At 54.4% G+C, this 24,426-nt stretch carries 26 protein-coding genes; 10 read left to right on the top strand and 16 right to left on the bottom strand.

Annotated elements, in window-relative coordinates:
• Positions 1–66 precede the first annotated feature (66 nt).
• Positions 67–279 (bottom strand): hypothetical protein, encoded by a 213-nt coding sequence (locus AAEZ03_RS02750; protein ID WP_350575845.1) that lies wholly within the window; start codon positions 277–279, stop codon positions 67–69.
• On the opposite strand from AAEZ03_RS02750, the gene AAEZ03_RS02745 reads away from it, so the two are divergent.
• On the top strand, positions 278–919 hold the full coding sequence (locus AAEZ03_RS02745; RefSeq protein ID WP_350575842.1) for a polysaccharide lyase family 7 protein: 642 nt from the start codon (positions 278–280) through the stop codon (positions 917–919). The genes AAEZ03_RS02750 and AAEZ03_RS02745 overlap by 2 nt on opposite strands.
• Before the next feature lie 163 nt (positions 920–1,082).
• Here AAEZ03_RS02745 and AAEZ03_RS02740 read toward each other — a convergent pair whose 3' ends face one another.
• Positions 1,083–1,694, bottom strand: a complete 612-nt coding sequence (locus AAEZ03_RS02740) for a LysE family translocator (protein WP_153389944.1) — start codon at positions 1,692–1,694, stop codon at positions 1,083–1,085.
• 65 nt (positions 1,695–1,759) lie between these two features.
• On the opposite strand from AAEZ03_RS02740, the gene AAEZ03_RS02735 reads away from it, so the two are divergent.
• The 3 genes from AAEZ03_RS02735 (at position 1,760) to AAEZ03_RS02725 (ending at position 4,852) form a co-directional block, all read left to right on the top strand.
• The gene (locus AAEZ03_RS02735; RefSeq protein ID WP_350575838.1) at positions 1,760–2,677 is read left to right on the top strand and encodes a LysR family transcriptional regulator; all 918 of its coding nucleotides are present in this window, start codon (positions 1,760–1,762) and stop codon (positions 2,675–2,677) included.
• Between the two features lie 464 nt (positions 2,678–3,141).
• Entirely contained in the window at positions 3,142–3,477 is a 336-nt protein-coding gene (locus tag AAEZ03_RS02730) for a hypothetical protein (protein WP_048370528.1), read from the top strand.
• A gap of 673 nt (positions 3,478–4,150) precedes the next feature.
• Positions 4,151–4,852, top strand: coding sequence for a helix-turn-helix transcriptional regulator (locus AAEZ03_RS02725; RefSeq protein WP_350575835.1), 702 nt, complete (start codon positions 4,151–4,153; stop codon positions 4,850–4,852).
• 32 nt (positions 4,853–4,884) lie between these two features.
• On the opposite strand, the gene AAEZ03_RS02720 is transcribed toward AAEZ03_RS02725, so the two are convergent.
• The 4 genes from AAEZ03_RS02720 to AAEZ03_RS02705 form a co-directional block, all read right to left on the bottom strand.
• Entirely contained in the window at positions 4,885–5,091 is a 207-nt protein-coding gene (locus AAEZ03_RS02720; protein ID WP_262126528.1) for a hypothetical protein, read from the bottom strand.
• Between the two features lie 178 nt (positions 5,092–5,269).
• The gene (locus AAEZ03_RS02715; RefSeq protein ID WP_350575831.1) at positions 5,270–5,479 is read right to left on the bottom strand and encodes a hypothetical protein; all 210 of its coding nucleotides are present in this window, start codon (positions 5,477–5,479) and stop codon (positions 5,270–5,272) included.
• A 477-nt stretch (positions 5,480–5,956) separates the two neighbouring features.
• A complete protein-coding gene (locus AAEZ03_RS02710) occupies positions 5,957–6,793 on the bottom strand; it encodes a nitrilase family protein (protein WP_350575828.1) in 837 nt (278 codons plus the stop codon).
• 19 nt (positions 6,794–6,812) lie between these two features.
• On the bottom strand, positions 6,813–8,315 hold the full coding sequence (locus AAEZ03_RS02705) for a purine-cytosine permease family protein (RefSeq protein WP_350575825.1): 1,503 nt from the start codon (positions 8,313–8,315) through the stop codon (positions 6,813–6,815).
• Positions 8,316–8,613: 298 nt separating this feature from the next.
• Between AAEZ03_RS02705 and AAEZ03_RS02700 the strand changes: the two genes are divergently transcribed.
• On the top strand, positions 8,614–9,528 hold the full coding sequence (locus AAEZ03_RS02700) for a LysR family transcriptional regulator (protein WP_350575822.1): 915 nt from the start codon (positions 8,614–8,616) through the stop codon (positions 9,526–9,528).
• A 4-nt stretch (positions 9,529–9,532) separates the two neighbouring features.
• Here AAEZ03_RS02700 and AAEZ03_RS02695 read toward each other — a convergent pair whose 3' ends face one another.
• On the bottom strand, positions 9,533–10,435 hold the full coding sequence (locus AAEZ03_RS02695) for a LysR family transcriptional regulator (RefSeq protein ID WP_350575819.1): 903 nt from the start codon (positions 10,433–10,435) through the stop codon (positions 9,533–9,535).
• Between the two features lie 439 nt (positions 10,436–10,874).
• On the opposite strand from AAEZ03_RS02695, the gene AAEZ03_RS02690 reads away from it, so the two are divergent.
• Positions 10,875–12,083, top strand: coding sequence for a pyridoxal phosphate-dependent aminotransferase (locus tag AAEZ03_RS02690; protein ID WP_273220572.1), 1,209 nt, complete (start codon positions 10,875–10,877; stop codon positions 12,081–12,083).
• A gap of 77 nt (positions 12,084–12,160) precedes the next feature.
• Here the strand turns inward: AAEZ03_RS02690 and AAEZ03_RS02685 are convergent, their stop codons facing one another.
• From AAEZ03_RS02685 to AAEZ03_RS02650, 8 genes are all read right to left on the bottom strand, one after another.
• Positions 12,161–12,931 carry a LamB/YcsF family protein gene (locus AAEZ03_RS02685; protein WP_350575815.1) on the bottom strand — a complete coding sequence of 257 codons (771 nt, stop codon included), beginning with the start codon at positions 12,929–12,931 and terminating at the stop codon, positions 12,161–12,163.
• Between the two features lie 16 nt (positions 12,932–12,947).
• Positions 12,948–14,267, bottom strand: a complete 1,320-nt coding sequence (locus AAEZ03_RS02680; RefSeq protein WP_350575812.1) for an MFS transporter — start codon at positions 14,265–14,267, stop codon at positions 12,948–12,950.
• 286 nt (positions 14,268–14,553) lie between these two features.
• On the bottom strand, positions 14,554–14,958 hold the full coding sequence (locus AAEZ03_RS02675) for a hypothetical protein (protein ID WP_350575809.1): 405 nt from the start codon (positions 14,956–14,958) through the stop codon (positions 14,554–14,556).
• Positions 14,955–16,316, bottom strand: coding sequence for an acetyl-CoA carboxylase biotin carboxylase subunit (gene accC, locus AAEZ03_RS02670; protein WP_153434757.1), 1,362 nt, complete (start codon positions 16,314–16,316; stop codon positions 14,955–14,957). The genes AAEZ03_RS02675 and accC overlap by 4 nt, the downstream gene beginning before the upstream one ends.
• Positions 16,309–16,746 (bottom strand): acetyl-CoA carboxylase biotin carboxyl carrier protein, encoded by a 438-nt coding sequence (locus tag AAEZ03_RS02665; protein ID WP_262126538.1) that lies wholly within the window; start codon positions 16,744–16,746, stop codon positions 16,309–16,311. Before AAEZ03_RS02665 ends, accC begins: the two co-directional genes overlap by 8 nt.
• Before the next feature lie 38 nt (positions 16,747–16,784).
• Positions 16,785–17,741: a 5-oxoprolinase subunit C family protein gene (locus AAEZ03_RS02660; protein ID WP_350575804.1), complete on the bottom strand. Its 957-nt coding sequence runs from the start codon at positions 17,739–17,741 to the stop codon at positions 16,785–16,787.
• On the bottom strand, positions 17,738–18,445 hold the full coding sequence (gene pxpB, locus AAEZ03_RS02655; RefSeq protein ID WP_350575801.1) for a 5-oxoprolinase subunit PxpB: 708 nt from the start codon (positions 18,443–18,445) through the stop codon (positions 17,738–17,740). Before pxpB ends, AAEZ03_RS02660 begins: the two co-directional genes overlap by 4 nt.
• A 305-nt stretch (positions 18,446–18,750) precedes the next feature.
• Complete coding sequence (locus tag AAEZ03_RS02650; RefSeq protein ID WP_048370499.1) at positions 18,751–19,284, bottom strand: winged helix DNA-binding protein; 534 nt, start codon at positions 19,282–19,284, stop codon at positions 18,751–18,753.
• 351 nt (positions 19,285–19,635) lie between these two features.
• On the opposite strand from AAEZ03_RS02650, the gene AAEZ03_RS02645 reads away from it, so the two are divergent.
• From AAEZ03_RS02645 to AAEZ03_RS02630, 4 genes are all read left to right on the top strand, one after another.
• Positions 19,636–20,304 (top strand): RraA family protein, encoded by a 669-nt coding sequence (locus AAEZ03_RS02645; protein ID WP_153434753.1) that lies wholly within the window; start codon positions 19,636–19,638, stop codon positions 20,302–20,304.
• Positions 20,301–21,251, top strand: coding sequence for a D-2-hydroxyacid dehydrogenase (locus AAEZ03_RS02640; protein WP_350575799.1), 951 nt, complete (start codon positions 20,301–20,303; stop codon positions 21,249–21,251). The genes AAEZ03_RS02645 and AAEZ03_RS02640 overlap by 4 nt, the downstream gene beginning before the upstream one ends.
• Before the next feature lie 88 nt (positions 21,252–21,339).
• The gene (locus AAEZ03_RS02635) at positions 21,340–21,732 is read left to right on the top strand and encodes a VOC family protein (RefSeq protein WP_123750035.1); all 393 of its coding nucleotides are present in this window, start codon (positions 21,340–21,342) and stop codon (positions 21,730–21,732) included.
• Positions 21,733–22,019: 287 nt separating this feature from the next.
• A complete protein-coding gene (locus AAEZ03_RS02630) occupies positions 22,020–23,363 on the top strand; it encodes an MFS transporter (RefSeq protein ID WP_350575795.1) in 1,344 nt (447 codons plus the stop codon).
• A gap of 69 nt (positions 23,364–23,432) precedes the next feature.
• Here AAEZ03_RS02630 and AAEZ03_RS02625 read toward each other — a convergent pair whose 3' ends face one another.
• A complete protein-coding gene (locus AAEZ03_RS02625) occupies positions 23,433–24,332 on the bottom strand; it encodes a LysR family transcriptional regulator (RefSeq protein WP_153330145.1) in 900 nt (299 codons plus the stop codon).
• Between the last annotated feature and the right edge of the window lie 94 nt (positions 24,333–24,426).

Genomic DNA, 24,426 nt, shown 5'->3' with positions numbered 1-24,426 from the left:
AAATTAAGTTTTATTTATATGCCAAGAAAGCGCTTTGATCAGATTGATTTCCCTCGTGTTGATCGATTATTTTTTTTTTTTTTTTTTGAACGCATAGGCTAAGGCGGTGAGGGTGATGGCTTGCAAACTGAGCGGAGTAAAATTTACAACGAGATATATTTGGGTCATTAGTGTGGTGGTGGGCTGTTCTAATGCTTTCGCGCTAGACGCCGGTAAGGCACCGGGTTTCAATTTTCCAGGTTTAACTTCTTCGTATCTTCTCCAGGATTTCAATGGCATGAATCTCCCGGAAGAGGTGGCTTTGACGAAGGACTACCAGAGTTCTTATTTTTACTCAAACTGTTACAGTCCAAATAATTGCTATCGAAGTGTGCCTGAAGGCTCAATGGTGTTTTTTGCTCCTTCCGGATTCAGGTCTACACCCAATAGTAGCTACCCGCGAGTCGAGTTACGAGCAAAGAGAACATTCAGTGTGGGGCAAGAGATTGATGTTGAACAATCGGGTTCTGTTTATATAGTGCAAAACCCAAAGACGAAATCTATTATCTTTGCTCAGATTCATGGGGATAAATCGGGAGGGTCTGAGCTGTTAAAGCTTCGCTGGAAAGACGGCTCTATTGTTGCAGGGATAAAGAGTCGTTTTGGCGATAGCGAGAGCCAGTCAATATTGTTGGCGGGTGTAAAGCTCAATGAAAAAATTGATTACAAGATTGAAGCTAAGGGTAAGGATGGCGAAATGAGGCTCTCCATCAAGGTTTCCGTAAATGGCAACACATCTATCAAGGAGTTCTCGTTCCAGGAGGCTGGGTGGGAAGGTGTGAATTTGTATTTTAAGGCCGGGAACTATAATCAAACTTCTGATCCTCAAGGGGCAGCCGCTATAGTCGCCGACAGTGCCATAAATATTGAATACAGGTAGGCATGGATGAACGTTGAAAAAAGCATGGTGGGTAAGTCTTCAATAAACTTGTTGCAAGGCAGCGATAAGAGTAAGTCTTTGCAGGCTTGAGTGGCGTTAGTAACTGACCGAATCCACTCACCCGCTACCTCTGTTCCCGAGCAAAGGCCAATTCAACTTGGCTTTAACGCTGAGCGATTGTCAGTAGTACTCCAAAACTCACGAGCAGGCCGCCAAATATCCGGTCAATCCAATGTCGTGCAGCCACCAATTTCTCGCGCACCCTCCCGGCTGAGAAGCACAGTGCTATGAGGCTGAACCATAGGATGTGCGCGCCCGCGATGAACAACCCATAGGCAATTTGTACTGTTAAAGCTGTGTCCGGTCGCACCACCCCCATGAACAGACTTACGATGAAAATCGCTGTTTTAGGATTCAACGCGTTTGTGAGAAACCCCGTACGCAGGGCTGCAAGGTCTGACATGACGGGTGGCGGTGCATCTAAACGTTCAATTGCTGGCTTGGAACGAAGCATTTTGACGCCCAGGTAGACGAGATATGCCGCCCCTGCGAGCTTCAGAGCACTGAACAACCAAAGCGTTTGTTGAAGCACCAACCCTAGTCCAAGCAGTGTGTAGCACACATGGACAAGCACGCCCATACCAATTCCCACGGCTGTAAGGACGCCAGCACGTCGAGACAGTAGCAATCCGTTGCGAGAAACCATGGCGAAATCAGGCCCTGGACTGATGCATGCAAGTGTTGTAATGGTGATGACTGCTATCCATTCGTTCATGGTTTACCTTGAATTAACTTTTAATAGGTGGCCATGTTTTCAGGTTACGAGTACTGGTAATAACGATGATTTCTAAAAGGAATGGTGATTTCAAATCACTAATTTCTGACGGCCGCATGCCATCTTTGCTCGCATTGCGTTGCTTCGAATCAGCCGGGCGGCTCGAAAGCTTTACCCGCGCGGCTGACGAACTGCATCTGACGCCAGGTGCTATCAGCCGAGCAGTGCGCTTGCTTGAAGATGATTTGGGCATCGACCTGTTCGAGCGGCGAAATCGCAGGGTTTTCTTAACAAATACCGGAAAACGTCTCGCTAAAGCGGTTAGCGAAGGGTTTGGGTTGATGAGCAACGCAGTTCGCGAGATACGCAGCGACTCCCGCCGTGCTCGTCAGCTTGTCCTGTCCTGTGAGCCAACGTTGTTAATGCGCTGGTTGATACCACGCTGGAGCGACTTCCAAGCACTTCATCCAGGGTTAGACATTCACTTGGTGGCTGGCGGCGGCACGTTTTCATTCGACCAGGGCATAGACTTGGCTATCCGGCGGGACGATTTTCCCTGCCCTCCCGATTACCATTCTGAGACGCTATTCCAAGAGAAGGTTGGCCCTGTGTGCCGGCCAGAAAAGGTGGATGTGTGGTTCGGCAAAAGCAGGCGTGTTTTGCGTTCATCTGCTCCGCTGCTTCAGACGATAAGCCGACCTACGGCTTGGCAGGAGTGGGCGACTGCAAAAGGATTACCTGCTCCTGATGTGGAGATGCAAGCATTTGAGCACTTTTATTTCAGCATTCAGGCGGCTGTCGCAGGTCTCGGGGTTGCTATTGGTCCGTGGCATTTAGTGCGCGACGATATCCAGAGCGGCGTGTTGACGGCGCCTTTAGGATTCGTTGAAGACGGCTCACGCTATTGCCTGTTGTCTCCAGTTGCGCCGAAACCAGGCAGCTTGGAAATGGATTTACTTATCTGGTTGCAGGCCTTGGGCTGAGGCTATCCACCTACGCCAAGAGCCGGTCGCGACATTTGCTATGCGCAATCAAACGTCAGCGACGCGCTTTCTCGCCAGCGAGGACGAGAACGCCCAGATAGCCATCCCGAGTCCGGTGCACATCGCGTGACCCAGCGCCAATGTAAACCCCGAGATAGGGAGCAGCACGCGACGGTTAGACATCAGTAAGACAACGCAAAGGAGAGTGTCGAGCAACCGATTCTGGCCGTGAACGTCCAGAAGGTTCTCTGACCTTCCTGCTGCTGTTGGTCTTTCTCGGCGATGTCAGCCATGGTTTAACGCCCTCAGGCTTGGTCGCTGGGTTTTGCGTGGGTGATGTGCCGAAAGTTTATATAGCTATCAGCGATAAAAATGAGTAGCAAAGCTGTCAAAAGCTTCAGCCCTTAGGGTAGAGTGCCGCCGCCCGATAATTGGATTCGGGTTCTATTGAATGGAGTAACACCGTGAAGATCGTTAGTAAAACCCTCGCTTCTGCTGTATGTGTTTTGGCTCTTGCAGGTTGTACCGGTACAGCTATGAAGACTCATCAGTACGATAGCAACCAGTACACCGTCGTAGGCCACAGTGAAGCGAGCGCTACGGGTGTGATGCTTTTCGGTCTGATTCCTATTGGTCAGAACAGCCGTTTTGTCCGCGCGCAGACATCTGCAATCCAAGCCAAGGGCGGCGATGCGCTGATTAATACACAAGTCCAGGAAAAATGGTTTTGGGCCTGGGTTCTGAACGGCTACACCACCACCGTTTCTGGCGATGTGATTAAGCTGAAAACTGCTGAGTAAGTAGCTTTTGGTTTAAGAAAGCCCGGTTTCCGGGCTTTCTTGTTTTCAGCGTTTGGAGACTCTGTGAGTTGAGTTAATCACGATGATGTTCCTGCATAGCCATTTTGTTATGACATCGGTCAGACCGTTGTCATGGCACAGATACTTTCTCCAGCACCAGGCTGCGTGAGCTGCAGGGCAGGGTCATCGTCCATGACGCCCAGGTTCGAAAGCGTGGTGACACCGTTAGACAGTTAAGAGGCATGACGCCTGCTGGTATTGGGCAGTCTGTGTCCACATCACCTATGAGCGGATTTATCCATGGCCTGAGTATTTCAATGTTTACTGTGGTTGGCCAATTCTAAACTCTGGATATATAGATTAAACACAGTGGCTGCGTTGTTTCGGTCATTGCTATAGCGCCTTTTGATTAAGGCCATCCAAAAAGAGATGTAAGACTGTATTTTTCACCGTCTTGTATATTCAAATGGAGGCTATTTAATAGGCGACCGGGGAATAATTACGGATCGTTTTAAAAATTAAAAGAGTTAATGTGCTTGGTTGTGTTGAGCAGAGGGGTAAACGTATTAAACGCGATATTCTTATTATAAAAACTCCTTGCTGAATGTTTCATTTTCATTAAAAATGAATTCGTAATGTGTGGTGCTACCTGATGAGATAAGGAGTTCTGTTGATGGGTGAGTTGAATAACTATTTTAGAAGTGAGGAATATTCTCAGGAGACTGCGTATTTATACAGCTATGCCGAGCGTGCTGTTTTGAATATGGGCTTTGACTATTTTATCTTTCGCATGATCATACCTACCTATCTGAGCAGTACTGGCGGTGCAGTGCTGACTAATATCCCGCCAGAAATAATGAAGCCGTATGAAGATAAGAATCAAGTAGAAGACAACCCTATTATTCGTCATTGCCGTACCAGTTTATTGCCCATTATTTGGGGCGCTGAATCTTGTCCAAAACTTAAGGGTCTGATTCAAAAAGAAACAGGCAGCTATGCATGGTCTCAAGCGCTGCATGATCATACGTGTGTCTCAAGTCTGATAACGGTTATCAGGGCTCATAACACTATCTCGGATCAAGATATTGTTGAAAAAGGCGGCAGCGTGATGTTGCTGTGTTCAAAGCTTCATACGTACTTTATGGATGCTTACCTCTCTGATTCAGATCGTTATAATAGGTTGCTCAAAATCACTGCAAGAGAACGTGAAATATTGAATTATTACGGGCAAGGGAAAACCGCTTCGGAAATCGGGATGGTGTTATCTATTTCGTCCAGGACCGTAAATTTTCATCTGAACAGTATCTACACAAAGCTAGGTGTTTCGAACAGTAAAGAGTCTCTCGTCCTTGCTGTTAAGTTTGGTCTTATCTAAAACGGCCGTTAACGGTTTGTCTCGAAATTGTACTAATGCAGTGTCACCACACTGCCGTCTTCGCACAATCTAATTCGGGACAACGATTTTTTCAGGCTTCTGAGGGAAGACTCAAGCGCTTGAGCTTTATCATCACGGCCTTCAACAGTCTGTTGAGTCGCGGTTTCTTCAATTTTTTTTGCGGCTTCGTTAATACGCTCGTGTACGAGAGTCAGCCTGGTTTTTATTTTTTTCTGCATGGTAAAGGTTCCGGAAAATTCACCCGTACTGACAAGCGCCCGATACAGGACGAGACATTCGTTGTTGAGTTACGGGTATAGAGAAATGCTGATGCGGAGTGTTAGATGGGATCGGCCGAGTTTGCGTGCGGCTACTGCGTATCCCGGAAGATAAACGTTAATAGGAGAAGTGATATAGCTAAAAGAATTGCGTCGTGCTTTCAGTCTTGCTTTTCATGGGGTGTAGTAAGCCCATTGGGGCAGCTGCTGTATAGCTAAAACCGTTACCGTCAGCAGTCTGTTTAATATCACTGACTGCCGGGCATGCAGTTGTGGCCGCATAAGCGTTGCCCATCAACGCCATCATAGTAATAATGCCAGCGGACATTGTTGTCAGGCTTTTAGTCATTTTTATTGCTCCGAATCTTATGGAATACGATTTTTAGTTGTTTTACGTCTGTGAGGCAGTCGGAGTGAGGAGAACAACAGTGCAGTAAACATACTTAAACTCAGGACCTGCTGGTAAAACAATGTTATAAACATCTGGCGTCAAGTTAATGCTTGCCCGCTAGCGGGCAAGCCGAACTATAGTCAGCGATACATGAGGGTTCAGTACCTTGTTTCCTCGCGCCGATATAAAGCGCTCTTCAAGTGTGGCTAATGCGTTACTTATTGAAGAGGTATTAGGTTAGGCGTTCGGATTGAGTGGCGTCTACTGTGATAAATAACAGGTCGTTAAAAATACTTAAGGGGATATTCAGCATTCTGAATGAGAGGGGCGGCCGTTCAAAGCATGTGGGGCAGTTAATCGTAGAGTAGGCCCCAGACCTGACACGGGTTGTGTCAGGTCCAATCGTAATTTAAGCAAGCAGTTGAATAGCCTGTATCACCCCACGCTCGCATAAAGCTGTGGCCGACGGTCCCCATGCAAATCGTTAAGTTTACTGATGTGCTTGTTGTGTGCTTCAGTGAGGTTCATCGTCGCCAGCAACAGTTGCTCTCCTGCCAGTTCCGTCGGGCCTGCCAGAGGGTAGCCGTCGGCGTCGACGATCACTGAGCCCTGCACCCAGCCAACCCCTCGCTCGTGGCCATGGCGATCGCAGGCGGCGATGAACAGGCGGTTGACGGAGGCATTGGCCTGGACACGCACCACTTCTGCCGGGCGTTCTCTTTCCGGTCGAGGGCCGTCGGGCCAATTGACCGGCGCGCAGAGCAGTTGCGCCCCGGCCAAGGCGGGCAGGCGTACCCACTCCGGGAATTCCAGGTCGTAACAGATCATCATGCTGATGCGCCCAAAAGCGGTTTCTACCACCGGAGGCGGCGCGTTGCCGGCGCTGAAAATCGCGTTTTCCTCGTCCCACAAGTGAGCCTTGCGGTACACCGCACGCAGGCCTTGAGCGTCAATCATTGCGGCGCTATTGGCCAACTGATCAGCACCCAGCTGCTCGCAAAACCCTGCAACGATAAGGATGTTCAGCTCCTTGGCCAGTGCTTTCCATAAGTTGATGGCTGGCCCATCGGTGGGCTCGGAAAGTGACAGCGCTTCACTGCGGTCATGGAAGAGGTAGCCGCTTTGTACCAGTTCGGGGAGCACCACAATCTGGGCGCCGGCCGAGGCTGCCTGGCGGATGACCCGCTCGGTGAGCGTTCGGTTGTAGGCAAGGTCACCGATCTTTGGTGCCACTTGGCAGCACGCAACGGTGACATTGTTGGCTCTGTTCATTTACCCGGTTTCCTGTTCTTTAAGGCTCAGACGGTGTCGACGTTTGGCTCATTGAGACGATGTCGCTTTCGCTAATGGCGTCGATCACCCGGCGTTCGTACGCAAGGTCAATCGAGCGGCTGAGCACGTAATAGACGAGCCCGGACACCAGCAGCCCGACCATCCAGGCAATGTCCACGCCGTTCAACAGGCGTGCCAGCGGGCCGACAAAAATCTCTTGGTTGGCGGTGGCATCGACGATGTAGAAAAACGGCACCATGGCTGCGAAACCCAGCAGGTAGGCAACGATCCCGCGAAATTGCCAGGCGCCATAAATGCCGTGGGGTGTGAAGAAGTGCGGGATCGCGTAACGGCCTTTGCGCACGAAGAAGTAATCCACCAGATTGACGGCAGTCCAGGGCACCAGGAAGTACAGCAACACGACCAGAAAGGTGTTCAACAGCGCGACACTGTCACCTTTTATCGACAGCACACAGGTCAACACAATGACGCTGATGGCAAAGATCGATACCACGCGGGCTTGCGGCGTCGGCGTGATTTTTTTGATGGAGTCGACCCCCGTCAGCAACGTCAACATGGCGCTGTAGGTATTGAGCGCAATGATTGGCAGAAAACCGACGACCGAGATCAGCACCAAGACATTGCCTAACCCCGGGAGGACCGAAGAGCCCACCTGATTCAGCGCGACCAAGGCATCGGTGGCCTGCAACTGCTGTGAAAGCCAGGCACCGAGGCCGATCATCCACCCGCCGGACAAGGATGCACCGAGAAACACCGCTGCGATCAATTTGGGCCTGCTGGTGTTTTTCGGGAGATAACGGGAATAGTCCGAGACATACGGCGCGTAAGAAATGTTGTAGCTGGCACCGATAGCAAACAGGGTGGCAAATGCGACCCAGTTGAAGCCAAGGTTGCTGGCTGGCGCCACGGCCTCGCTTTGGCCTGTGCCCAGCATCAAGGCGATGGTGACGAGCGTATAGAGAGGCAACGTGGCCAGCAGCGCCCACTTGAACGCTTTGTGCATCAGGTCGTGGCCATAGACAGAGAGCAATGCGCCGATGAGCACGACGGCGGTGGCCACAAGGGTCGGGTCAAAACCAAAGACATGTTTGAGGCCGTCGATGATCAGCGAGATATTCACCACGTTGAAGCCGACAAACACGAACATCGTCGCCACCAGGGCGAGGATCACCCCGCGGTAGCCAAACTGCGCCCGCGACTGGATCATTTGCGGCAGGCCCATCTCAGGCCCCTGGGAGCCATGGAAGGCCATGAAAATGGTGCCCAGCATGATCCCGAGCGTGCCCGCCAGCGCTGTCCACAGGGCCGAAAGCCCCAAGCTTGGGCCTACAAAGCCAATAGAAATGGTGAAAAAGTGGAAATTGCCCAAAAACCAGAAAGGGCCTTGGCTGCTGAGCTTGGCGTGCCGCTCGTTTTCCGGAATGTAATCGATCGAATGGCCTTCGATGGCCATCCCGTCGCTTGTTTTTAAGGTGCACGTGGGGCTCTTGGGGGCTGACATACGATTCTCCTTTTGCTGGAATCGACAGTGATCATTGTTTTTATAAAGTGAAGCTGTCAGTGCAGGCGGGCGGCTCCATCACCCTGTCTCTCAATCAGGTAGAACTCCAGAACACTGCGATGAGATCGCCAAAAAACGTTGTGGCACGTGCACCAAAAACCGACCTATCATCGCTCGCCATCAAGGCGATTGAGTGCCGGTCCTTGGCAATGTAGGGGGCAAGTTCAAGCTGTTAAATATCAGAGGCCAACTGTTCACATAGGTGTTTTTCTATGTAAGCCGTTTGCCAGGAGCGCGCATGTTAGGAACGGTGTCGGAGCTGGATATACGCTTGATCCGGGTATTTCTGGCCGTTGTTGAAGCCGGGGGCATCTCTGCAGCGCAAACGGCGCTCAATACGACGCAGCCCACGATCAGTGCGCAATTGGCCACCTTGGAAGCCAGGCTGGGGTTTCGCCTGTGTGAGCGCGGGCGCGCGGGGTTTTCTGTCACGCCCAAAGGCCAGCAGTTTCTCGAGGCGGCGCGTCGCTTGATGGCCGCCACAGAAGGTTTTCGCATTGAGGTTCAGCACATCAATCGCAAAATTACCGGCAACGTCAATATCGGCTTGATGGGCCAGATCGACCCCGTGGCCAACAAGAAAATCGCCCAGGCCATCGCCCGCCTGCGATCCGAGCATGAAGGGCTGTACTTTCACTTTACTGAGCTGTCTTCCTCGCTTCTGGAAGAGAAGTTGATCAACGGGCATCTGGATCTGGCGATCGGCTACTTTTGGCGTCGGCTGCCTAATATCGACTATTTTTCTCTGTTTCAAGAGACGCAAATCGCCTATTGCGGGCCGTCCCATGAGCTTTTTGATCAAGTCGGAGCGCTCAGCAGCGAGGATGTTCGCGAGCATGACTGGGTCTGGCCCAGCCATCCGTTACCCGAAATGCCAGTCCCTACCTCCATTGAGCGCTTGACCGCGCTCACCGACAGCATGGACGGGGCCGCCTTGTTGATTTTGTCGGGTCAGCATTTGGGCTTTCTGCCTCAGCATTACGCCGCCAAACATGAAGTGCTGGGGCAGTTGCATCCGCTTAACGCTGAGCAGTTACGTTACGAGGTCGGTTTTCATGCCGCCGTCCGACACTCAACGCGTCAGCATGATGTGGTGAGCGCCTTTCTGGCCGAGTTGACGGCTATTTTTGCGGCTGATTCGATCGTGGCGTGAGGCTTTACCCGGCGATCAAGAGCCTTGAAAAATCGCACAGTTTTTGCGCGATCACTCCAATATCCTGGCTGACGCCTATCCAGCGGCCAGGTCTGTAAAGGGCCACATAGTTAATGTTCGGTAATGGCGGCTCACAGTGTATTTCGCTCAGATCGCCTCTTTCCAGAAGATGCTGCAAACAGCGTTTTGGTAAATACGAAATACCCAGCCCGGACATGGTCAACCCGACTTGCGCGAGCAAGTTGCTTGCGGTCACGGTATTGGCGAAATAGACGCTCTGATCCGCAAACCATTTTTGATAGAACAAGCCGGTGCCTGAAGAAGTCCCTTGGGCCAATAATTTTTGCTGTGAAAGTTCAAGCACGCTCCATGTTCGTTCGGTGTCCAGCAATCTGGGCGAGCACATCCAGGCAAACCCTACTGTTTGCAAGGCTACCGTGATGGATCTGGCGTCCGAGAATATATCCGGCACAACAACAAGGTCTAACTGGTCCTGTTCAAACTTGCGAAAGAGTTCTGCGCCGACCTCGACCACCGGTTCCAATTGCAGGCGAGGGTAGACCTCGCTCACGGCCTCTAGCAGTGACGGGAGCCAGGTCATGGCGGTCAGCTCTGTCACCCCGATGCGATACCGGCCCACCAGGATCGTCTTGTCGCTGACCTCACCCAGCATGTGGTCGCGCCGGTACAGCAAGTCGGTGGCATGCTCCAGCAATAAAGAGCCTTTTGTGGTCAGTCGGGCCGTGCGCCGCGTGCGATCAAACATCGCCACGCTGAAGGTCTCTTCGAGTTCAACGATTCTTTTGGATATCGCAGATTGGGACATATTTAACTTGGTTGCCGCTGCTTCGAAACTGCCTAGCTGGGCAATCCAGTAAAGAGCCTCCAATTGCTTAAAAGTCACCATGTAGAGCAGCCTTGTTCAGGTGTTGCCGGGTGGAAGTTATGGCGAATGGCAATCCGACAGTGTTGTTTAAACAGTGCTTTATTCAGCACCGGGGCCGCCTGAGACGAGACGATCCTTACATCGCCGGCCCGAACGTACAAGCGAGTTTTAAGCCTTAATTAACATCACTAAAAGCGATGAAAAATCATCATTTAATGTCGCTAAAAGTATTCTTGCGGGCAGCCTAAGATCGACCCCACGGTGATGATTGTCCATCGCTAGGGGTTCAGTTTCGTCTTCAGGTTGGTCCCCCCACTGTCCCTCTACGCAGCAAGCTGAACCTCAGCGTTGGCGGCATGACCGTAACGACACGTCAAGGCTGTGATCGACAGGGATCTGCTGATCCCTGTCGATCAACTCCGCTTTGGCTGACATCAGTTTGCGGCGAGAAAAAAATAAAATGAAAAACGCGTTTTTGTCCGAGCGGGTCCTGAGTATTGCCCCGTCCCCGAGTGTGGCTGCCAACGCCCTGGTGGCGCAGTTGCGGGCACAAGGTCAGGACATTGTGAACTTCACCGTGGGTGAGCCTGATCTCAACACGCCGGCGCATATCGTTGAGGCGGCGCGCGAGGCCATGGCGTCTGGCGATACTCATTACACCAGCACCCTTGGGACACCTTTGCTGCGCCATGCCATCGTGACCAAGCTGGCGCGTGACAACGCTCTTGAGTACAGCCTCGAAGAGGTGGTGGCCGGGTCGGGCGGCAAGCAAATTATTTTTGAAGCGCTGGCAGCCACTCTCAACCCTGACGACGAGGTCATCGTCCACACGCCTTACTGGGTTTCTTACCCCGATATCACTCGCCTGAATGGCGGCACGCCGGTCGTTATCCATGGCCACGAAAGCAACGGTTTCAAGCTGACCCCGGCTGAACTTGAAGACGCCATAACGCCACGGACCAAGTGGGTCATTCTGAACAGCCCGAACAATCCCAGCGGCGCTGTGTATAGCGTTGCCGAGTTGCAAGCACTGGCCCAAGTGCTTCGTGATCACCCCCATGTGCTGATCATGGCTGACGAAATCTATGAGCACTTTGTGTATGGCGATGAGCCCTATGTCTCATTCCCGGCCGCCGCTCCCGATCTCAAGGAACGCACCCTGATTGTTAATGGGGCCTCCAAAGGCTACGCGATGACGGGTTGGCGCCTGGGCTTCGGCGCGGGCCCGAAATGGCTGATTGCTGCGATTGGCAAGTTGCTGTCCCAGAGCACCACTTGCCCGAGCTCGATCAGCCAGGCGGCGGCGGTTGCGGCGTTCAGCGGAGATCAAGGTCCGGTCCAGGCAATGTCGACGCTCTACAAGGGCCGCCGGGACATCATGCTGGTTGCACTTGAAGGCGTGCCAGGCCTGACCTGGACCGTCCCGGACGGCGCTTTCTACGTATTCGTCAACGTCAAAGGGCTTCTGGGCAAGACCACCCCGCGTGGGCAGGTGCTGAACACCGACGGCGATGTCGTCAAGTACTGGCTGGAGGAGGCGGGTGTCGCCACGGTCGTGGGCGAGGCCTATGGCATCAGCCCCTACGTGCGGTTGTCCTTTGCCAGTGGCGAAGCGGTGATCCAGGACGGTTGTGCGCGCATTCGTCGTGCCTGTGAGGCTTTACGCTGATTCGCACTTGCAACCTTTTATTGATCTGAAAACAAAACGCCCAACACGAAGTTGGGCGTTTTGCTTGGGGCGGTTAATTACTCAGGTTGGCAATAGGGCTTCACCGCGATGCCTGCTTGCTCAAGGGATGTCCGCACTTTTTTCGCCATCTGCAGCGCGCCGTCGGTATCACCATGGACGCAGATGGTGTCGATGGACACCGGAATACGCTTGCCCGACTGGGTGATAATTGCGCTTTCTTCGATCATCTGCATCACCCGTGCTGCCGCCTGGTCGGCGTCATGAATCACCGCACCTGGCTGCGTTCTTGGCACAAGGCGGCCGGAATCAAGGTAAGCGCGGTCGGCATAGATCTCGGTGACGTACGCCACCCCGGCACTATCGGCGAGGCGTTCGAGGGTGACGCCGGCCATGGTCGACAAAATGAGCGTGTCGTCGACTTTCTGGATCGTCTCAATTAACGCCTGAGCTGCCATTTCATTGTCTGCAACCAAATGCCCCAAGGCACCATGGGCTTTTACATGGGTCAACCGGTGGCCGACCGACCTGGCCATCGCCCATGCGGCGCCAATTTGATAGGCCAACAGTTGGCGGAGTTCGTCCTGGGAGAATTCCTGATGCCGACGACCAAAGGCCCACAGATCGGGGTAACCCGGATGAGCGCCAACCGCGACGCCTTTTTGCTTAGCCTTTGCGCAAATATCGGCCATGATCTTGAAGTCGCCTGCATGAAAGCCACAGGCAAGGTTGGACGTGGTAACAACATCCAGCATTTCGTCATCCTGACCAATGGTGTAAGGACCAAAGCCCTCACCCATATCGCAGTTAATATCGACAGACTTAAGCACGGTGAAACTCCTTTAGTTAGTTGGTGAGTTCTTGTCCGGTGACATCTTTCATCTTGCTCAGGGCAGTAATGGAAATCATGGCGGCCAAGCTTGTCCAAATGGCCGGTGACATTGAGTTGCCGGTATTTTCGACCAGCCAAGTGCAGATAAACGGCGTGCTGGCGCCGCCAAAAATAGCGCCCACGTTAAAACTCATAGCCATGCCGGTGTAACGCACACGGGTTGGAAATAACTCGCCGTAAACGGTGTAACCCTGGGCCTGAACAATGGCAAACGGCAAAAAGGCGAGCAGGGCGGCGAAGCTGGCCAGTGGGAAACTGCCAAGTGACATCAAGTACATTGAAATAGGGATAACAACGATATAGCTGGCATAACCAATGATCATTAATGTTTTACGACCCACCCGGTCAGATATTTGACCGAACAGGGGCATTGCCAAGGCCGCTGCCAAGGTACTGGCCGCCATCAGCCAAAAGACTTTGCCTGTTTCATAGCCCAGGGTTCGGGTCATATGCAGGTTTAAATAAACAATGCCCAAGTAGGCGGTGCAGTTCTGCGCAAAGGCAATGGATACCGCCAGATACAGCGATTTTCTATAGAGCGTGAATACTTCGCGAACCGGGGCTTTAACCACTTCATTTGATTCCACCAGGCTTTTAAATTTGGGTGAATCCTCCAGCTTCATCCGTGCCCATAAGGTGAGGCCGATAAAGGGAATGCAGATCAAAAATGGAATACGCCAGCCCCACGCCACCATTTCTTCCGGGGTGATCATGAAACTGACCGCGCCCGCCATGCCCGCGGCGGTGGCAATACCAATGGCAACACCCGCCGGGTTGAAGGCACCGAAGAACCCGCGTTTGTTGGCGGGAGCACACTCGGATATGTACGTGGCGGCACCGCTGGCTTCGCCTCCCGCGAAAAACCCTTGGGCCAATCTGCAGGCCACCAGCATCACCGGGGCAAGCACTCCCGCTTGATCGTAGGTCGGTAGTATCCCGACGATGCCGCTGACAATACCGATACCGATGACCGTCGCAACCAATGTGTACGAACGGCCCCGACGGTCACCCAGGCGACCGAAAAAGATGCCCCCCAATGGGCGCATGATGAAAGCACTGGCGAAAACCGCAAGTGCGGAAAGAAGGGCCTCAAATGAATTCATGGCAGGAAAGAATACTTTCGCCAACGTGCTGGCCAATAAGCCATATATCGCAAAGTCATAGTACTCAACGGCTGAGCCCATGCCTGCAACAATAGAGGCTTTCCAGGGGGATTGAGGTTCGGATGAAGTTTCATCGAATGAATAATGCAGAACTGCAGTATCTTTTATCATAGGTGTCTATCTCGCCGGAGGGATCCGAGAACTTTTGAGATGTAACCACTAGACAGTAGGGAAAGAGCAGGTGCCGAAGCATTAACCCGTAGTAGCTAGTAATTGTTATTGTATTTGTTTGCTGTAAGCCACTTGCAACATACACCACCGCTTATCATGGCTATAGCGATTTATTGGGATGGAATATCATCGCTTTTTCTCATCTATAGAGAAATTCAGAGCGTGACAATACGCGCCACTAAACCGGTGGTGATGTTGCTTGTCAGGTTAAATGTCAGGCTGGGCGTTATATAAGTATTGCGACGATATCTCCGTAGCCCACAACGTGAGCATTGCTGACAGAATAACTTTTCAATGTTCCGCTGGCGCTGGGGTATACCGGTATGGCTGTTGTTTCAACGACGACATAACCAATGATCATGTCAGGTGTCACCTGTTGTCCGCAGAGGTCAGTCGTGGCCCCGGTAAAGGGATGCTGATGATAAAAAACACCCATCTCGGGTGATTCAATCACTGTGCCCTCTTGCAGAGTCTTGGCAGGCGCTGCCAGCGCGGGTTCTGCAACGCTCACGGTTGTCGTTGCGCTGCCAAACTCAAGGCTTAAAGAATAATGGTCATCTTCAACGGTTAATGAGCGGATGCTCGATCCTTGCAGTCGCTGGATCAATAATTCAATGTCATCGATGGTCATGACTGCTGGCTCCCTTCTCGCTGGTCAAGATAATGCTCCAGGTAATGAATGTTCGCCCCGCCTTGAGCAAACTGCTGTGTGCCCAATATCTCCAGTTGCAAGGGGATATTTGAATCAACACCGGCGATCACCAATTCACTGAGCGCTACTTTCATTCGCTCGATGGCTTGCTCTCGCGTTGAGCCATGGGCAATAACCTTGGCGATAAGGGAGTCATAGTGGCTGGTGATTTTGAACCCGGGTTTGAGGTGTGACTCGACCCGAATGCCCGGACCACCCGGCGGCAACCAGTCACTTACCGTGCCGGCTGACGGTGCAAAAGACCATGGGTCTTCTGCGTTGATACGGCACTCGATTGCGTGGCCTGAAAATACAATCTGATCCTGGCTGATCGACAGCGGCAGGCCCATGGCCACTCTAATTTGCTCGGCGACGATGTCGACGCCGGTGACCATCTCGGTGACCGGGTGCTCGACTTGAACACGGGTGTTCATTTCAATGAAAAAGAACTCGCCGTTTTCGTAGAGAAACTCGAAGGTCCCGGCACCCACATAGCCAATCGCCAGGCACGCTTTCACGCACAACTGGCCAATCTCCTGGATCAAATCCCGGCCGACGCCCGGCGCCGGGGATTCTTCAATCAATTTTTGGTGTCGGCGTTGCGTGGAACAGTCTCGCTCACCCAGCCACAGCGCATTGCCATGCTGGTCGGCCAGCACCTGAATCTCGACGTGACGCGGTGTCTGAAGGAATCGCTCCATGTAGACCACCGGGTTGCCAAAGGCAGCGTTGGCCTCTTCGCGGGTCAGGCTGACCGAGCGCAGCAACTCCGATTGCGCATTGACCACTCGCATACCACGGCCGCCCCCGCCACCGGCCGCTTTGATAATCAGCGGGTAGCCGACTTTTCTGCCGCACTCAAGGATCTCTGCATCGCTATCAGGCACTGCGCCATCTGACCCCGGCACACACGGAATGCCAGCCGCAATCATTGCCTGCTTGGCGCGCACCTTATCGCCCATGCACGCAATGGCCTCGGATGACGGGCCAATGAAGGTCAGGCCTGCGTCCTCAACCGCTTTGACGAACCCGGCGTTCTCGGACAGAAAACCATACCCCGGATGAATGGCCTGAGCCCCCGTGAGTTTTGCCGCCAGCAGGATTTTTTGCTGCAACAGATAGCTTTTGGAAGCCGAAGCCGGGCCGATGCAAATGGAGGTGTCAGCCAGCTTTACATGGCGCAAGTCGCGGTCGGCTTTTGAATACACCGCCACGGTTTGCAGGCCCAGTGATTTACAGGCACGCCAGATACGCAACGCGACTTCACCCCGGTTTGCGATCAATACCTTGTCAAACATGGTTAACCTTCCTGGCTCGATAAATGGGGGTGCCGCGCTCAACGTCTTCACCATCCGCCACCAGGATCTCGACGATCTCGCAGGCAAACTCGGCCTCCAGCGGGTTGAATAATTTCATCGCTTCAATCACCGCGAGGGTGTCGCCTTCACTGACCTGACTGCCGACGCTGGTGAAGTCAGGCTTTGCCGGGGAGGGGCGCAGGTACACGATGCCCGCCATCGGGGCGGCGATCAGGTGTTCATCCAGTGGTGCGGCGGGTGCTGGCACAACCACAGTGGCTGCGGGCTTGAGAGGTGTATCGGTGGTACTGACAGGCGTTTGTTGTCGGCGACCGAGGTGGACTTTGGTGTTCCCTTGCGTGTACTTCAACTCAAGGAGAGTCGAGCGCTCGAAGCTATCAATCAATCGTTCAAGATCTTTGCTGTGCATTTTTCCTCTTCCACTTTTTTCAGATCAACTACAAAAACTTACCGCCACTGCGTCGCGGTGGTTTCAAACAAGGAATGCCGCTGGGCGCCTGCGCTGAGGGCGGCGTCGATGTCGGTAAGCTCGAACCTAAGGGTGCGCCCCGGCATCAGTTGGCCCAGTTTCCAGAGGTCGGCTTCAATCACGTTCACCAGCTTGGGGTAGCCACCGCAGGTATTGGCGTCGACCAGTTGAATGATCGGCTCGCCGCTGGTGGGTATTTGCACCGTTCCGGGGACGATTCCGTGGGAGAGCAACTCCCGATTGACGGTGCGCTTCAGCACGGCGCCAGACAGCCTGTAGCCTTGCCTGTTGGAACTGCGCCCGACGGTGTAATGGGTGTTGAAGAAACGCTCTTTGCTCTCGTCCGAGAACTCTTGCCATTCGGCCGAGGGCAAGACGCGAACTGTGGTTCCCGCTTCACTCAGCGCCCGCCAGTACGCTTGCAGTGCCGGGTCGAAGAGGCTCGATGGGGCGGCCGATGCAGCGCTGTTGCGGGGCGAACTGCGAAGCCTGTCGCCTTTCGCCAGGGCTTTGCCCTCGTGGCCTCCGAACGCGGCTTTAAGGTCGGTGGCGCAAGAGTTGAGCACCCGTTGCACCTCAATGCCGCCCTCGATTGCCAGGTAAACACAGCGGCCTGCTTGAGGCGCTTCGATGACCAGTGTTTCACCCGCATTGATCTTTAACCGTGACCACGGCGCGTGTTGTTTTTGCCCGATGCGGCTGGTGCTGAGTGCGCCGGTAATGGCAACACAGCACGCTTCGCCCATGCGCACCTTGAACGGGAAGTTGTTGATCTCAATGCTGGCCGCTTCACGTGAATTGCCCAGCATCGCGTTGCCGAGCTCGTAACTCAGGCTGTCGATGGCACCGCTGCGGCTGACACCGCTGGCAAGGAACCCGATACGACCGCGATCGACAATGATGTTGAGAGGACCGTTAGAGAGGATTTCCATCATTTCAATTGCGCCTTTGGACGAAATTCCAGGGTGTCACCGGGGCTCAACAGCGCAGGCGGCATTGCCTGGCTGTCAAAGCCATCAAAGTCGGCGTGGCCGATCACGTGCCAGCCGCACGGGCCTGGGCACGGGAAGACAGACGCCTGCTCACCGGCGATTACCACGCTGCCTTTAGGAATCAAGGTGCGCGGGACTTGGCGGCGAGGGACTTCAAGCGCCGGGGGCAACCCCACGAGATAGGGGAGTCCGGGCATCGATCCGAGCGCGGCCACGGTGTAAGTGACCGAGCTGTGCAAGGCAATGACGTCACGTGGGGTGAGGCCCGTCTGTTCGGCGACGTAGTCCAGGTCCATCCCGTGTTCGCCGCCGTAAATCATGTCGATGACGAAGTGCTTGCCATTGATGGGCGTGGGGCTGGAGTTGATCCACAGGTCGGACAACACCTGCGCCGCTGCATCTGGGGGGATCTTGCGGGGATCGTAGATGACCAACAGGTTGTTAACCCCTGGCACGGTTTCGACTAACCCTGGAAAACTTTGCGGATCACGCAGGGTGTTGTTCAACGCCCAAAGCCGTTGCTGCAGCGCCTTGTCATAAGGGCCGCAGGACACATCCAGAAGCAGGCCGTTGGTACCTGCGAGCGATATTCGCACAGAGGTATCAACGGCCTTTGAGGTTACTAATGTGGGTTCAAAAAGAATCATGGCTATTCCAAATGCAGGTGCTCACCGAACGACAGATGCCGTGCGGGAGGCGTTGCATGGAGCACGCCAACGTTTACGATTCGAATGTGTTTTGTCTTCGTTTAGTCTTTAAAGTGCTTTTTAATGGATATAACTAATTGAAAATTAATATAAAAATCAGATTTTTATTTTTGCAATTTTTTGCCGAGAATTCGGCGGAGAAAGGATTTTTCAGCTCGCGACGCTATTTTGGCAATGCTACCTAAGGGAGCAAAGTCGCTACAAAAGGTAACATCGCGTCGAGTGCTTGCGTAAAGCTTGAGGGGTCAAACCAGTGAAGAAGCTGCCCTTGCTGCCTGGTCATAGGTGCCAGACATTTCTCTCAATGTGCGGGCCGTCGAACTGAGCTTTTCGACCAGGTTTTGATCGATGCTCGGTACCAGGCATTTGGTGCGTACCGTCACATACCGCTCTACCAGCGCCAGGCCCTTTTTGGTCGGGCTGTAGAACACTTCCTTGCCAATCTTTTTGGAACTGATCAGCAGGCTCCCCGACAGCTTGCGCAGGGAGTAAGAGACGATGTGGGTGTCTGCAAAATTCAAAGTAAAGCAGATATCGGCGAGCTTCTTCTGTTTGCCACGGTGGCAAATATGGTTGAGCACCATGATGTCGACCATGCCCAGGTCAGGTGCTCCGGCCGCACTCATGCAGGAGGTGGCCCACCTTGAAAACGCGTTCCACGTCAGGATCATGCCGAACTCAAACTCCGACGCCGGCACTTGGCCTTCTACCACCAGGTGGGCAGACGCGACCAAGGGGCCGTTGAGGTCGGATTCAAGCTGAGAAAGCGTGTCGGACATATATCCTCCGTAATGACAAAGATCCCAAGTGAGAGCCATTGGTTTACGCGGCAATCTACCATAGCTGCCAGTGCACAGGGGGCGCGGGGCGGCACCTGCGGGCATTGGCGGGGGCAGTTTAAGCCGCTGCGAAATGCCCTTTTAGTGGTCTGAAGAGCCATTGATTCATCACTTTTTTCGAACATTTTTGCCTTCTTTAATTCGCTTTTTACAGGCGAAGCCTTCTCCTAAAGTGACGTCAACCCGCAGGGGATGCCAGCCGGGCCTCGGCTTGAAGGCGGCTGGCATCCACACCTGTACCCCCGGCTGGCACATTGCCGACCGCCCACTCCGTCAAGATGGAAAACAACAATGATCGGACTTCGAATCCTCCCTCGTACACGCCAAGTCAGCGCCGCACTGGTCGACAGTTTTCGCGCAGTCCCGGTTGCCAACGTCAGTGACTGCATGGGGCGAATGACTGCTGGCGGTACTCAGTTGCGTCCGTATCACAAAGGCGGTGTGTTGGCGGGGCCTGCCTTCACGGTCAAAGCCCGTCCGGGTGACAACCTGATGATCCACAAGGCTTTGCACCTGGCACAACCCGGTGACGTGATTGTGGTGGACGGCGGCGGCGACCTGACGAACGCGCTGATGGGCGAGTTGATGGTGGCAACGGCCATCAAGCGCGGCCTTGGCGGTATCGTGCTCAATGGGGCGATTCGCGACATCGATGCGATCCAGGCCGGTGACTTTCCGGTGTATGCCGCCGGGATCACCCACCGTGGCCCGTACAAGGACGGGCCTGGCGAAATCAACGTGCCAATCGCCATCAGCGGCATGGTGATCAACCCCGGTGACCTGATACTCGGTGATGCTGACGGCTTGCTGTGCGTGCCGTTTGAAGCCGCCGAGCAGATCCTCGATGCCGCGCTGGGCAAATGCGCAGCAGAGAAAGTGACGGTTAAAGAAATCGAAGAAGATCGCCTGGATATCACCTGGATTGATGCCCAGTTGGCACGCCTGGGTTACACCGCATGAAGATCGTCATTCTTGACCGGGACACGCTGTCGCCGCAGACCGTGCTGCGGGCGCCGTCCTTTGCGCATGAGATCCAGTCCTGGGGGCGCACCGCTTCCGACCAAGTGGCTGAGCGGATCGCCGATGCCGACATCGTTGTGCTCAACAAGGTAAAGCTCAGCGGTGAAGTAATCGCTGCGGCGAAAAATCTTCGCCTGGTGGCCATTGCCGCTACGGGCACCGATAACGTCGACATTGCGGCGTGCAAGGCGCGCGGCATCGTGGTCAGCAATATCCGCAACTACGCCGTCAACACGGTGCCAGAGCATACCTTTGCCCTGATCTTTGCCCTGCGCCGGAGCATTTGTGCGTACCGTGACGCGGTGAGGGCAGGTCGCTGGCAAGAGGCGCAACAGTTCTGCTTCTTCGATTACCCGATCAAGGACCTGGCCGGTTCCACCCTTGGCATCATCGGTGATGGGGTACTGGGCCAAGCGGTCGCCAACATGGCGCGCGGTCTCGGCATGCGGGTGATTTTCGCCGGGTACAAAGGCCACTCCGGGCTCGGCTCGTTGTATGTGCCGTTTGAGCAGACGTTGGCTGAAGCCGACATCCTGACCCTGCACTGCCCGCTGCTACCCGAAACCCGCAACATGATTGGCGCCGCAGAGTTTGCGCTGATGCGCCGCAAGCCTTTACTGATCAATACCGCACGCGGTGGGTTGGTGGACGAAAGCGCTGTCGGCCCGGCCCTGGAAGCGGGGCAGATCTCTGGCGCGGATTTTGATGTGGTGATGGCCGAGCCGCCAGCGCCGGATCATCCGTTCATGACGCTGGTGGATCGGCCCAACTTTATTCTCACCCCCCATGTTGCGTGGGCGAGTGATGAGGCCGTACAAGGTTTAGCCGATCAATTGGTCGACAACATTGAAGCCTTTGTCCGTGGCGAGCCAAGAAACGTCGTTTAACCCACACGCGTTAAATGCCCACATTTAATGTTAGAACCGCTACAACCTCGAACAAGCAGGTTGTGTTTGAAACGCTGGAGGGCGCCCCATGATTAAACACCTTGATCACTTAGTGTTGACCACCGTTGATGTTGAAGCCTGCAAAGACTTCTACCTGCGTGTGCTCGGTATGAAATTTGTGCCTTCGCCGGGCGGGCGGATGGCGTTCCATTTTGGCCAGCAGAAGATCAACGTTCACGTGCGCGGGTTTGAGTTCGAACCCAAAGCTCATTTGCCGGTCTCGGGGGCGCTCGACCTTTGCTTTATCGCCACCGTCACCCTGGATGAGGTCATCGCCCACCTGGAAGCCGAGAACTGGCCGATTCTGCTCGGTCCCGTGCAGCGTACGGGAGCTACCGGCCCCATTCGCTCTGTTTATCTTCGCGACCCTGACCTCAACCTGATCGAGATTTCCGAACTGCTGCCCACTGAGCAGGCGTAAACACGTCACGATTATTTGATTCGCTCCGCTGAGCGTTCGGCACGCGCTTGACCCAAGGTGTTGAAGTCTCCTGTTTCCCTTTGCACTGCACGTGGCGAGGGGGAGTTAAGAGAACACCCGGTCAAGTGTCGTGCCTTTTTTTGCGCTCACACCTGCCGTGATACCCCTGAAGACCAACACTTAATGATGCGAAAAAGGAATGAATAAGGTTTCTTATTTATCGCTTTTATCGACATCGCCGAATGCAGAACATGGCGCCTCCAATAAGCATAAAAAAAGGAATGTTCATGACCGCAATCGCCGCCACCGACGTTGCCGCTCAGGCGAGGTCAAAGTATCGCTGGGTTGTTCTGTCCGTCATCGTCGTTGTTTACATGCTGGCCGCCGCCGATCGTGCCAACATCGGTATCGCCTTGCCCTACATCCAGAAAGAGTTCGGGGCGACCAATGCTCAGGCGGGATTGCTGGTCAGCGCCTTCTTTCTGTTTTATTCCCTGGGGCAAATTCCAGCAGGCTTTTTGCTCAGCAAAGTGGGCGTGCGTGTTGTTGCGCCGGTCTCCATTGGCTTGACCTCGATCGTCACCCTGCTGATTGGCACCGCGCATAATTTCGGGTTGCTGAAAATCTATCGCTCAGCGCTGGGCATTGCCGAAGCGGCCCTGCCGTTGTCGATGCTGAGTACGATCAATCGCTGGTTCCCGGCGCGTGAAAAAGGTCTCGCCACAGGGGCTTTTCTGTCGGCGGCGAAGATGGGTGCGGTCATCGCGCCGCCCATTGGCGCAGCGCTGATCATGCTCGATGGCTGGCGGACGATGTTCTTTGCCTTCGCCATCCCCGGCGTCGTGCTGGCGCTGATCTGGTGGTGGCTGGTGCCCAACGATCCACGCGCCGGTCGCCGAGTCAACGACGCAGAAGCCACCTACATCGAAGACCAGCAGACCAGCAAAACCGACAGTGTGCGCACTCACAAAAGCTTCGGTGCGCTGGACACCCTGCTGCGTTACAAGCAAACGCCGCGACTGGCCAGCTCCCGCTCTGTGTTTGCGTCCTGGAACATATGGGGCTGCGGCCTGGGCTATTTGTTGATGACCGGCGTGGTCAACGTGCTGCTGGCCTGGCTGCCCAAGTACCTGGGGGAAGTGAAGCATTTTGAACTGATGCAGATCGGCTTGGTGGCGGCCTTGCCTTTTGCTGGCGGTGTGTTGGGCAATATCGTCGGGGGCTGGTTGTCCGACACCGTGCTGGACCGTCGCAGAAAGCCGACGATGATGATCAGCGCTGTGGCCACGTGCCTGATGATGGTTGCCTTGGTCTATGCGCCCAATGACCTGCTCTCGGTCAGCCTGCTGCTGTTTGGCACGGGCTTTCTGTTGAACATCGGTTATTCGTCATTTTCGGTGTACTCCATGGGCCTGACCACGCGCACCACTTACCCGGTGGCGGCCTCTGTGGTCAACAGCGCAGGCCAGGCCGGCGGGGCGATGGCGCCGCTGATCACCGGCTTGCTCCTGGATAGCTACAGCTGGACGGCGGTGTTCATCTTCCTGGGCGTATGCTCACTGGCGGCGCTGGTCTTTGTGCTGTCGATTAACGAGCCGGCCAACCATAACGAGTCGCTGGCGAGTGCGTAACCGGGCTGCCCATTCACAGCCTTCGGTTCACGCCGGGAAGGTGCGTTGACGACCGTCATCTGCACCTTTTCAGCTTTGCAATTGCCGCGAAAAATCACACTGCTCGACGGCCCGCATCGCCACTTCGCTCACGAACGCCGAGGGCCGATCATTTCGGTACATCGCCATGTAGGGCACGGGCGGCAAGGGCGGGTCGGTGTGTATGATCGTCAATTTGCCCTCATCCACCAGCGGGCGAAAGCACTCCAACGGCAGGTACGTGACACCCAGCCCGGCGGCGGTCAGCCCGAGCATGGCCGTCAGGCTGTCGGAGGACAACATCTTGGGCAGCTCGATGCCCATGGTCCCCAGCCATTTGTTGACAAACAAACCCGACCCCGACTTTTTGCCTTGTACCAGCAGCGGGTACTTGGCCAGTTCGGCCAGCCCGACCACCCCCGAATGCTCGACGACGCCGGGAGCTGCCATCCAGGCGTTTTCAACAATGCCCAGCGGCACCGCGGTGATCTCGGGCGCTGTGAAGGTGTCGGGGATGATAATCATGTCCACCAGATCATCCACGAGCTTTTCATGGAGGTTGCGGCTCATGTCGACTTCAGCCTCAACCGTTAGCCCCGGAAAATCCTCCACCAGTTTGGCAATCAGCCGGGGCAGCCATGTCAGCGCCGTCAGCTCGGTCACGCCCAGCCTGAGGCGTCGGGTCACCACGTGGGTGCCGTCTTTAAGTGAGGTGATGCGTTCTGCAAGGGTGAGCATTTCCCGGGCAATCACCAGCATTTCTTCGCCGATGGCCGTGAGCCGTGCACCGCGTTGCGAGCGGTCGAACAGTTGCAGCCCCGTTGAGGCCTCCAGTTCCTGTATGCGCTTGGAGATGGCTGACTGCGTGGTATTGAGGTGCTCGGCCGCACGCTCGAAAGTGCCGAGGCGTTCGATCCAGTGCAGCGCAAGGAGTTGCCGGAGGTTGATCATTAACATTCCTGTTGGGCATGTTTGGGCATACGATAATATCGCTTTTTCTATTTTTCAGGGTCTTTATCCTCAAAGCCATACGCCACCTGAGGAA

Origin of the sequence: Pseudomonas sp. HY2-MNA-CIBAN-0224, from assembly GCF_040310285.1 — a bacterium.
Lineage (GTDB): Bacteria > Pseudomonadota > Gammaproteobacteria > Pseudomonadales > Pseudomonadaceae > Aquipseudomonas > Aquipseudomonas helleri.
Note: the sequence above shows the minus strand (reverse complement) of the source record. Positions and strands in the feature narration are given on the sequence as shown.

What these genes read in the sequence shown, in the direction of transcription:
- AAEZ03_RS02725 (WP_350575835.1), top strand. Translation starts at nt 4,151, where the DNA reads ATGGGTGAGTTGAATAACTATTTTAGAAGTGAGGAATATTCTCAGGAG.
- AAEZ03_RS02625 (WP_153330145.1), bottom strand. Translation starts at nt 24,332, where the DNA reads ATGATCAACCTCCGGCAACTCCTTGCGCTGCACTGGATCGAACGCCTC.
- AAEZ03_RS02635 (WP_123750035.1), top strand. Translation starts at nt 21,340, where the DNA reads ATGATTAAACACCTTGATCACTTAGTGTTGACCACCGTTGATGTTGAA.
- AAEZ03_RS02675 (WP_350575809.1), bottom strand. Translation starts at nt 14,958, where the DNA reads ATGACCATCGATGACATTGAATTATTGATCCAGCGACTGCAAGGATCG.
- AAEZ03_RS02660 (WP_350575804.1), bottom strand. Translation starts at nt 17,741, where the DNA reads ATGATGGAAATCCTCTCTAACGGTCCTCTCAACATCATTGTCGATCGC.
- AAEZ03_RS02645 (WP_153434753.1), top strand. Translation starts at nt 19,636, where the DNA reads ATGATCGGACTTCGAATCCTCCCTCGTACACGCCAAGTCAGCGCCGCA.
- AAEZ03_RS02680 (WP_350575812.1), bottom strand. Translation starts at nt 14,267, where the DNA reads ATGATAAAAGATACTGCAGTTCTGCATTATTCATTCGATGAAACTTCA.
- AAEZ03_RS02695 (WP_350575819.1), bottom strand. Translation starts at nt 10,435, where the DNA reads ATGGTGACTTTTAAGCAATTGGAGGCTCTTTACTGGATTGCCCAGCTA.
- accC (WP_153434757.1), bottom strand. Translation starts at nt 16,316, where the DNA reads ATGTTTGACAAGGTATTGATCGCAAACCGGGGTGAAGTCGCGTTGCGT.
- AAEZ03_RS02630 (WP_350575795.1), top strand. Translation starts at nt 22,020, where the DNA reads ATGACCGCAATCGCCGCCACCGACGTTGCCGCTCAGGCGAGGTCAAAG.
- AAEZ03_RS02640 (WP_350575799.1), top strand. Translation starts at nt 20,301, where the DNA reads ATGAAGATCGTCATTCTTGACCGGGACACGCTGTCGCCGCAGACCGTG.
- AAEZ03_RS02740 (WP_153389944.1), bottom strand. Translation starts at nt 1,694, where the DNA reads ATGAACGAATGGATAGCAGTCATCACCATTACAACACTTGCATGCATC.
- AAEZ03_RS02750 (WP_350575845.1), bottom strand. Translation starts at nt 279, where the DNA reads ATGCCATTGAAATCCTGGAGAAGATACGAAGAAGTTAAACCTGGAAAA.
- AAEZ03_RS02735 (WP_350575838.1), top strand. Translation starts at nt 1,760, where the DNA reads ATGATTTCTAAAAGGAATGGTGATTTCAAATCACTAATTTCTGACGGC.
- AAEZ03_RS02690 (WP_273220572.1), top strand. Translation starts at nt 10,875, where the DNA reads ATGAAAAACGCGTTTTTGTCCGAGCGGGTCCTGAGTATTGCCCCGTCC.
- AAEZ03_RS02665 (WP_262126538.1), bottom strand. Translation starts at nt 16,746, where the DNA reads ATGCACAGCAAAGATCTTGAACGATTGATTGATAGCTTCGAGCGCTCG.
- AAEZ03_RS02710 (WP_350575828.1), bottom strand. Translation starts at nt 6,793, where the DNA reads ATGAACAGAGCCAACAATGTCACCGTTGCGTGCTGCCAAGTGGCACCA.
- AAEZ03_RS02700 (WP_350575822.1), top strand. Translation starts at nt 8,614, where the DNA reads ATGTTAGGAACGGTGTCGGAGCTGGATATACGCTTGATCCGGGTATTT.
- AAEZ03_RS02745 (WP_350575842.1), top strand. Translation starts at nt 278, where the DNA reads ATGAATCTCCCGGAAGAGGTGGCTTTGACGAAGGACTACCAGAGTTCT.
- pxpB (WP_350575801.1), bottom strand. Translation starts at nt 18,445, where the DNA reads ATGATTCTTTTTGAACCCACATTAGTAACCTCAAAGGCCGTTGATACC.
- AAEZ03_RS02715 (WP_350575831.1), bottom strand. Translation starts at nt 5,479, where the DNA reads ATGACTAAAAGCCTGACAACAATGTCCGCTGGCATTATTACTATGATG.
- AAEZ03_RS02720 (WP_262126528.1), bottom strand. Translation starts at nt 5,091, where the DNA reads ATGCAGAAAAAAATAAAAACCAGGCTGACTCTCGTACACGAGCGTATT.
- AAEZ03_RS02650 (WP_048370499.1), bottom strand. Translation starts at nt 19,284, where the DNA reads ATGTCCGACACGCTTTCTCAGCTTGAATCCGACCTCAACGGCCCCTTG.
- AAEZ03_RS02705 (WP_350575825.1), bottom strand. Translation starts at nt 8,315, where the DNA reads ATGTCAGCCCCCAAGAGCCCCACGTGCACCTTAAAAACAAGCGACGGG.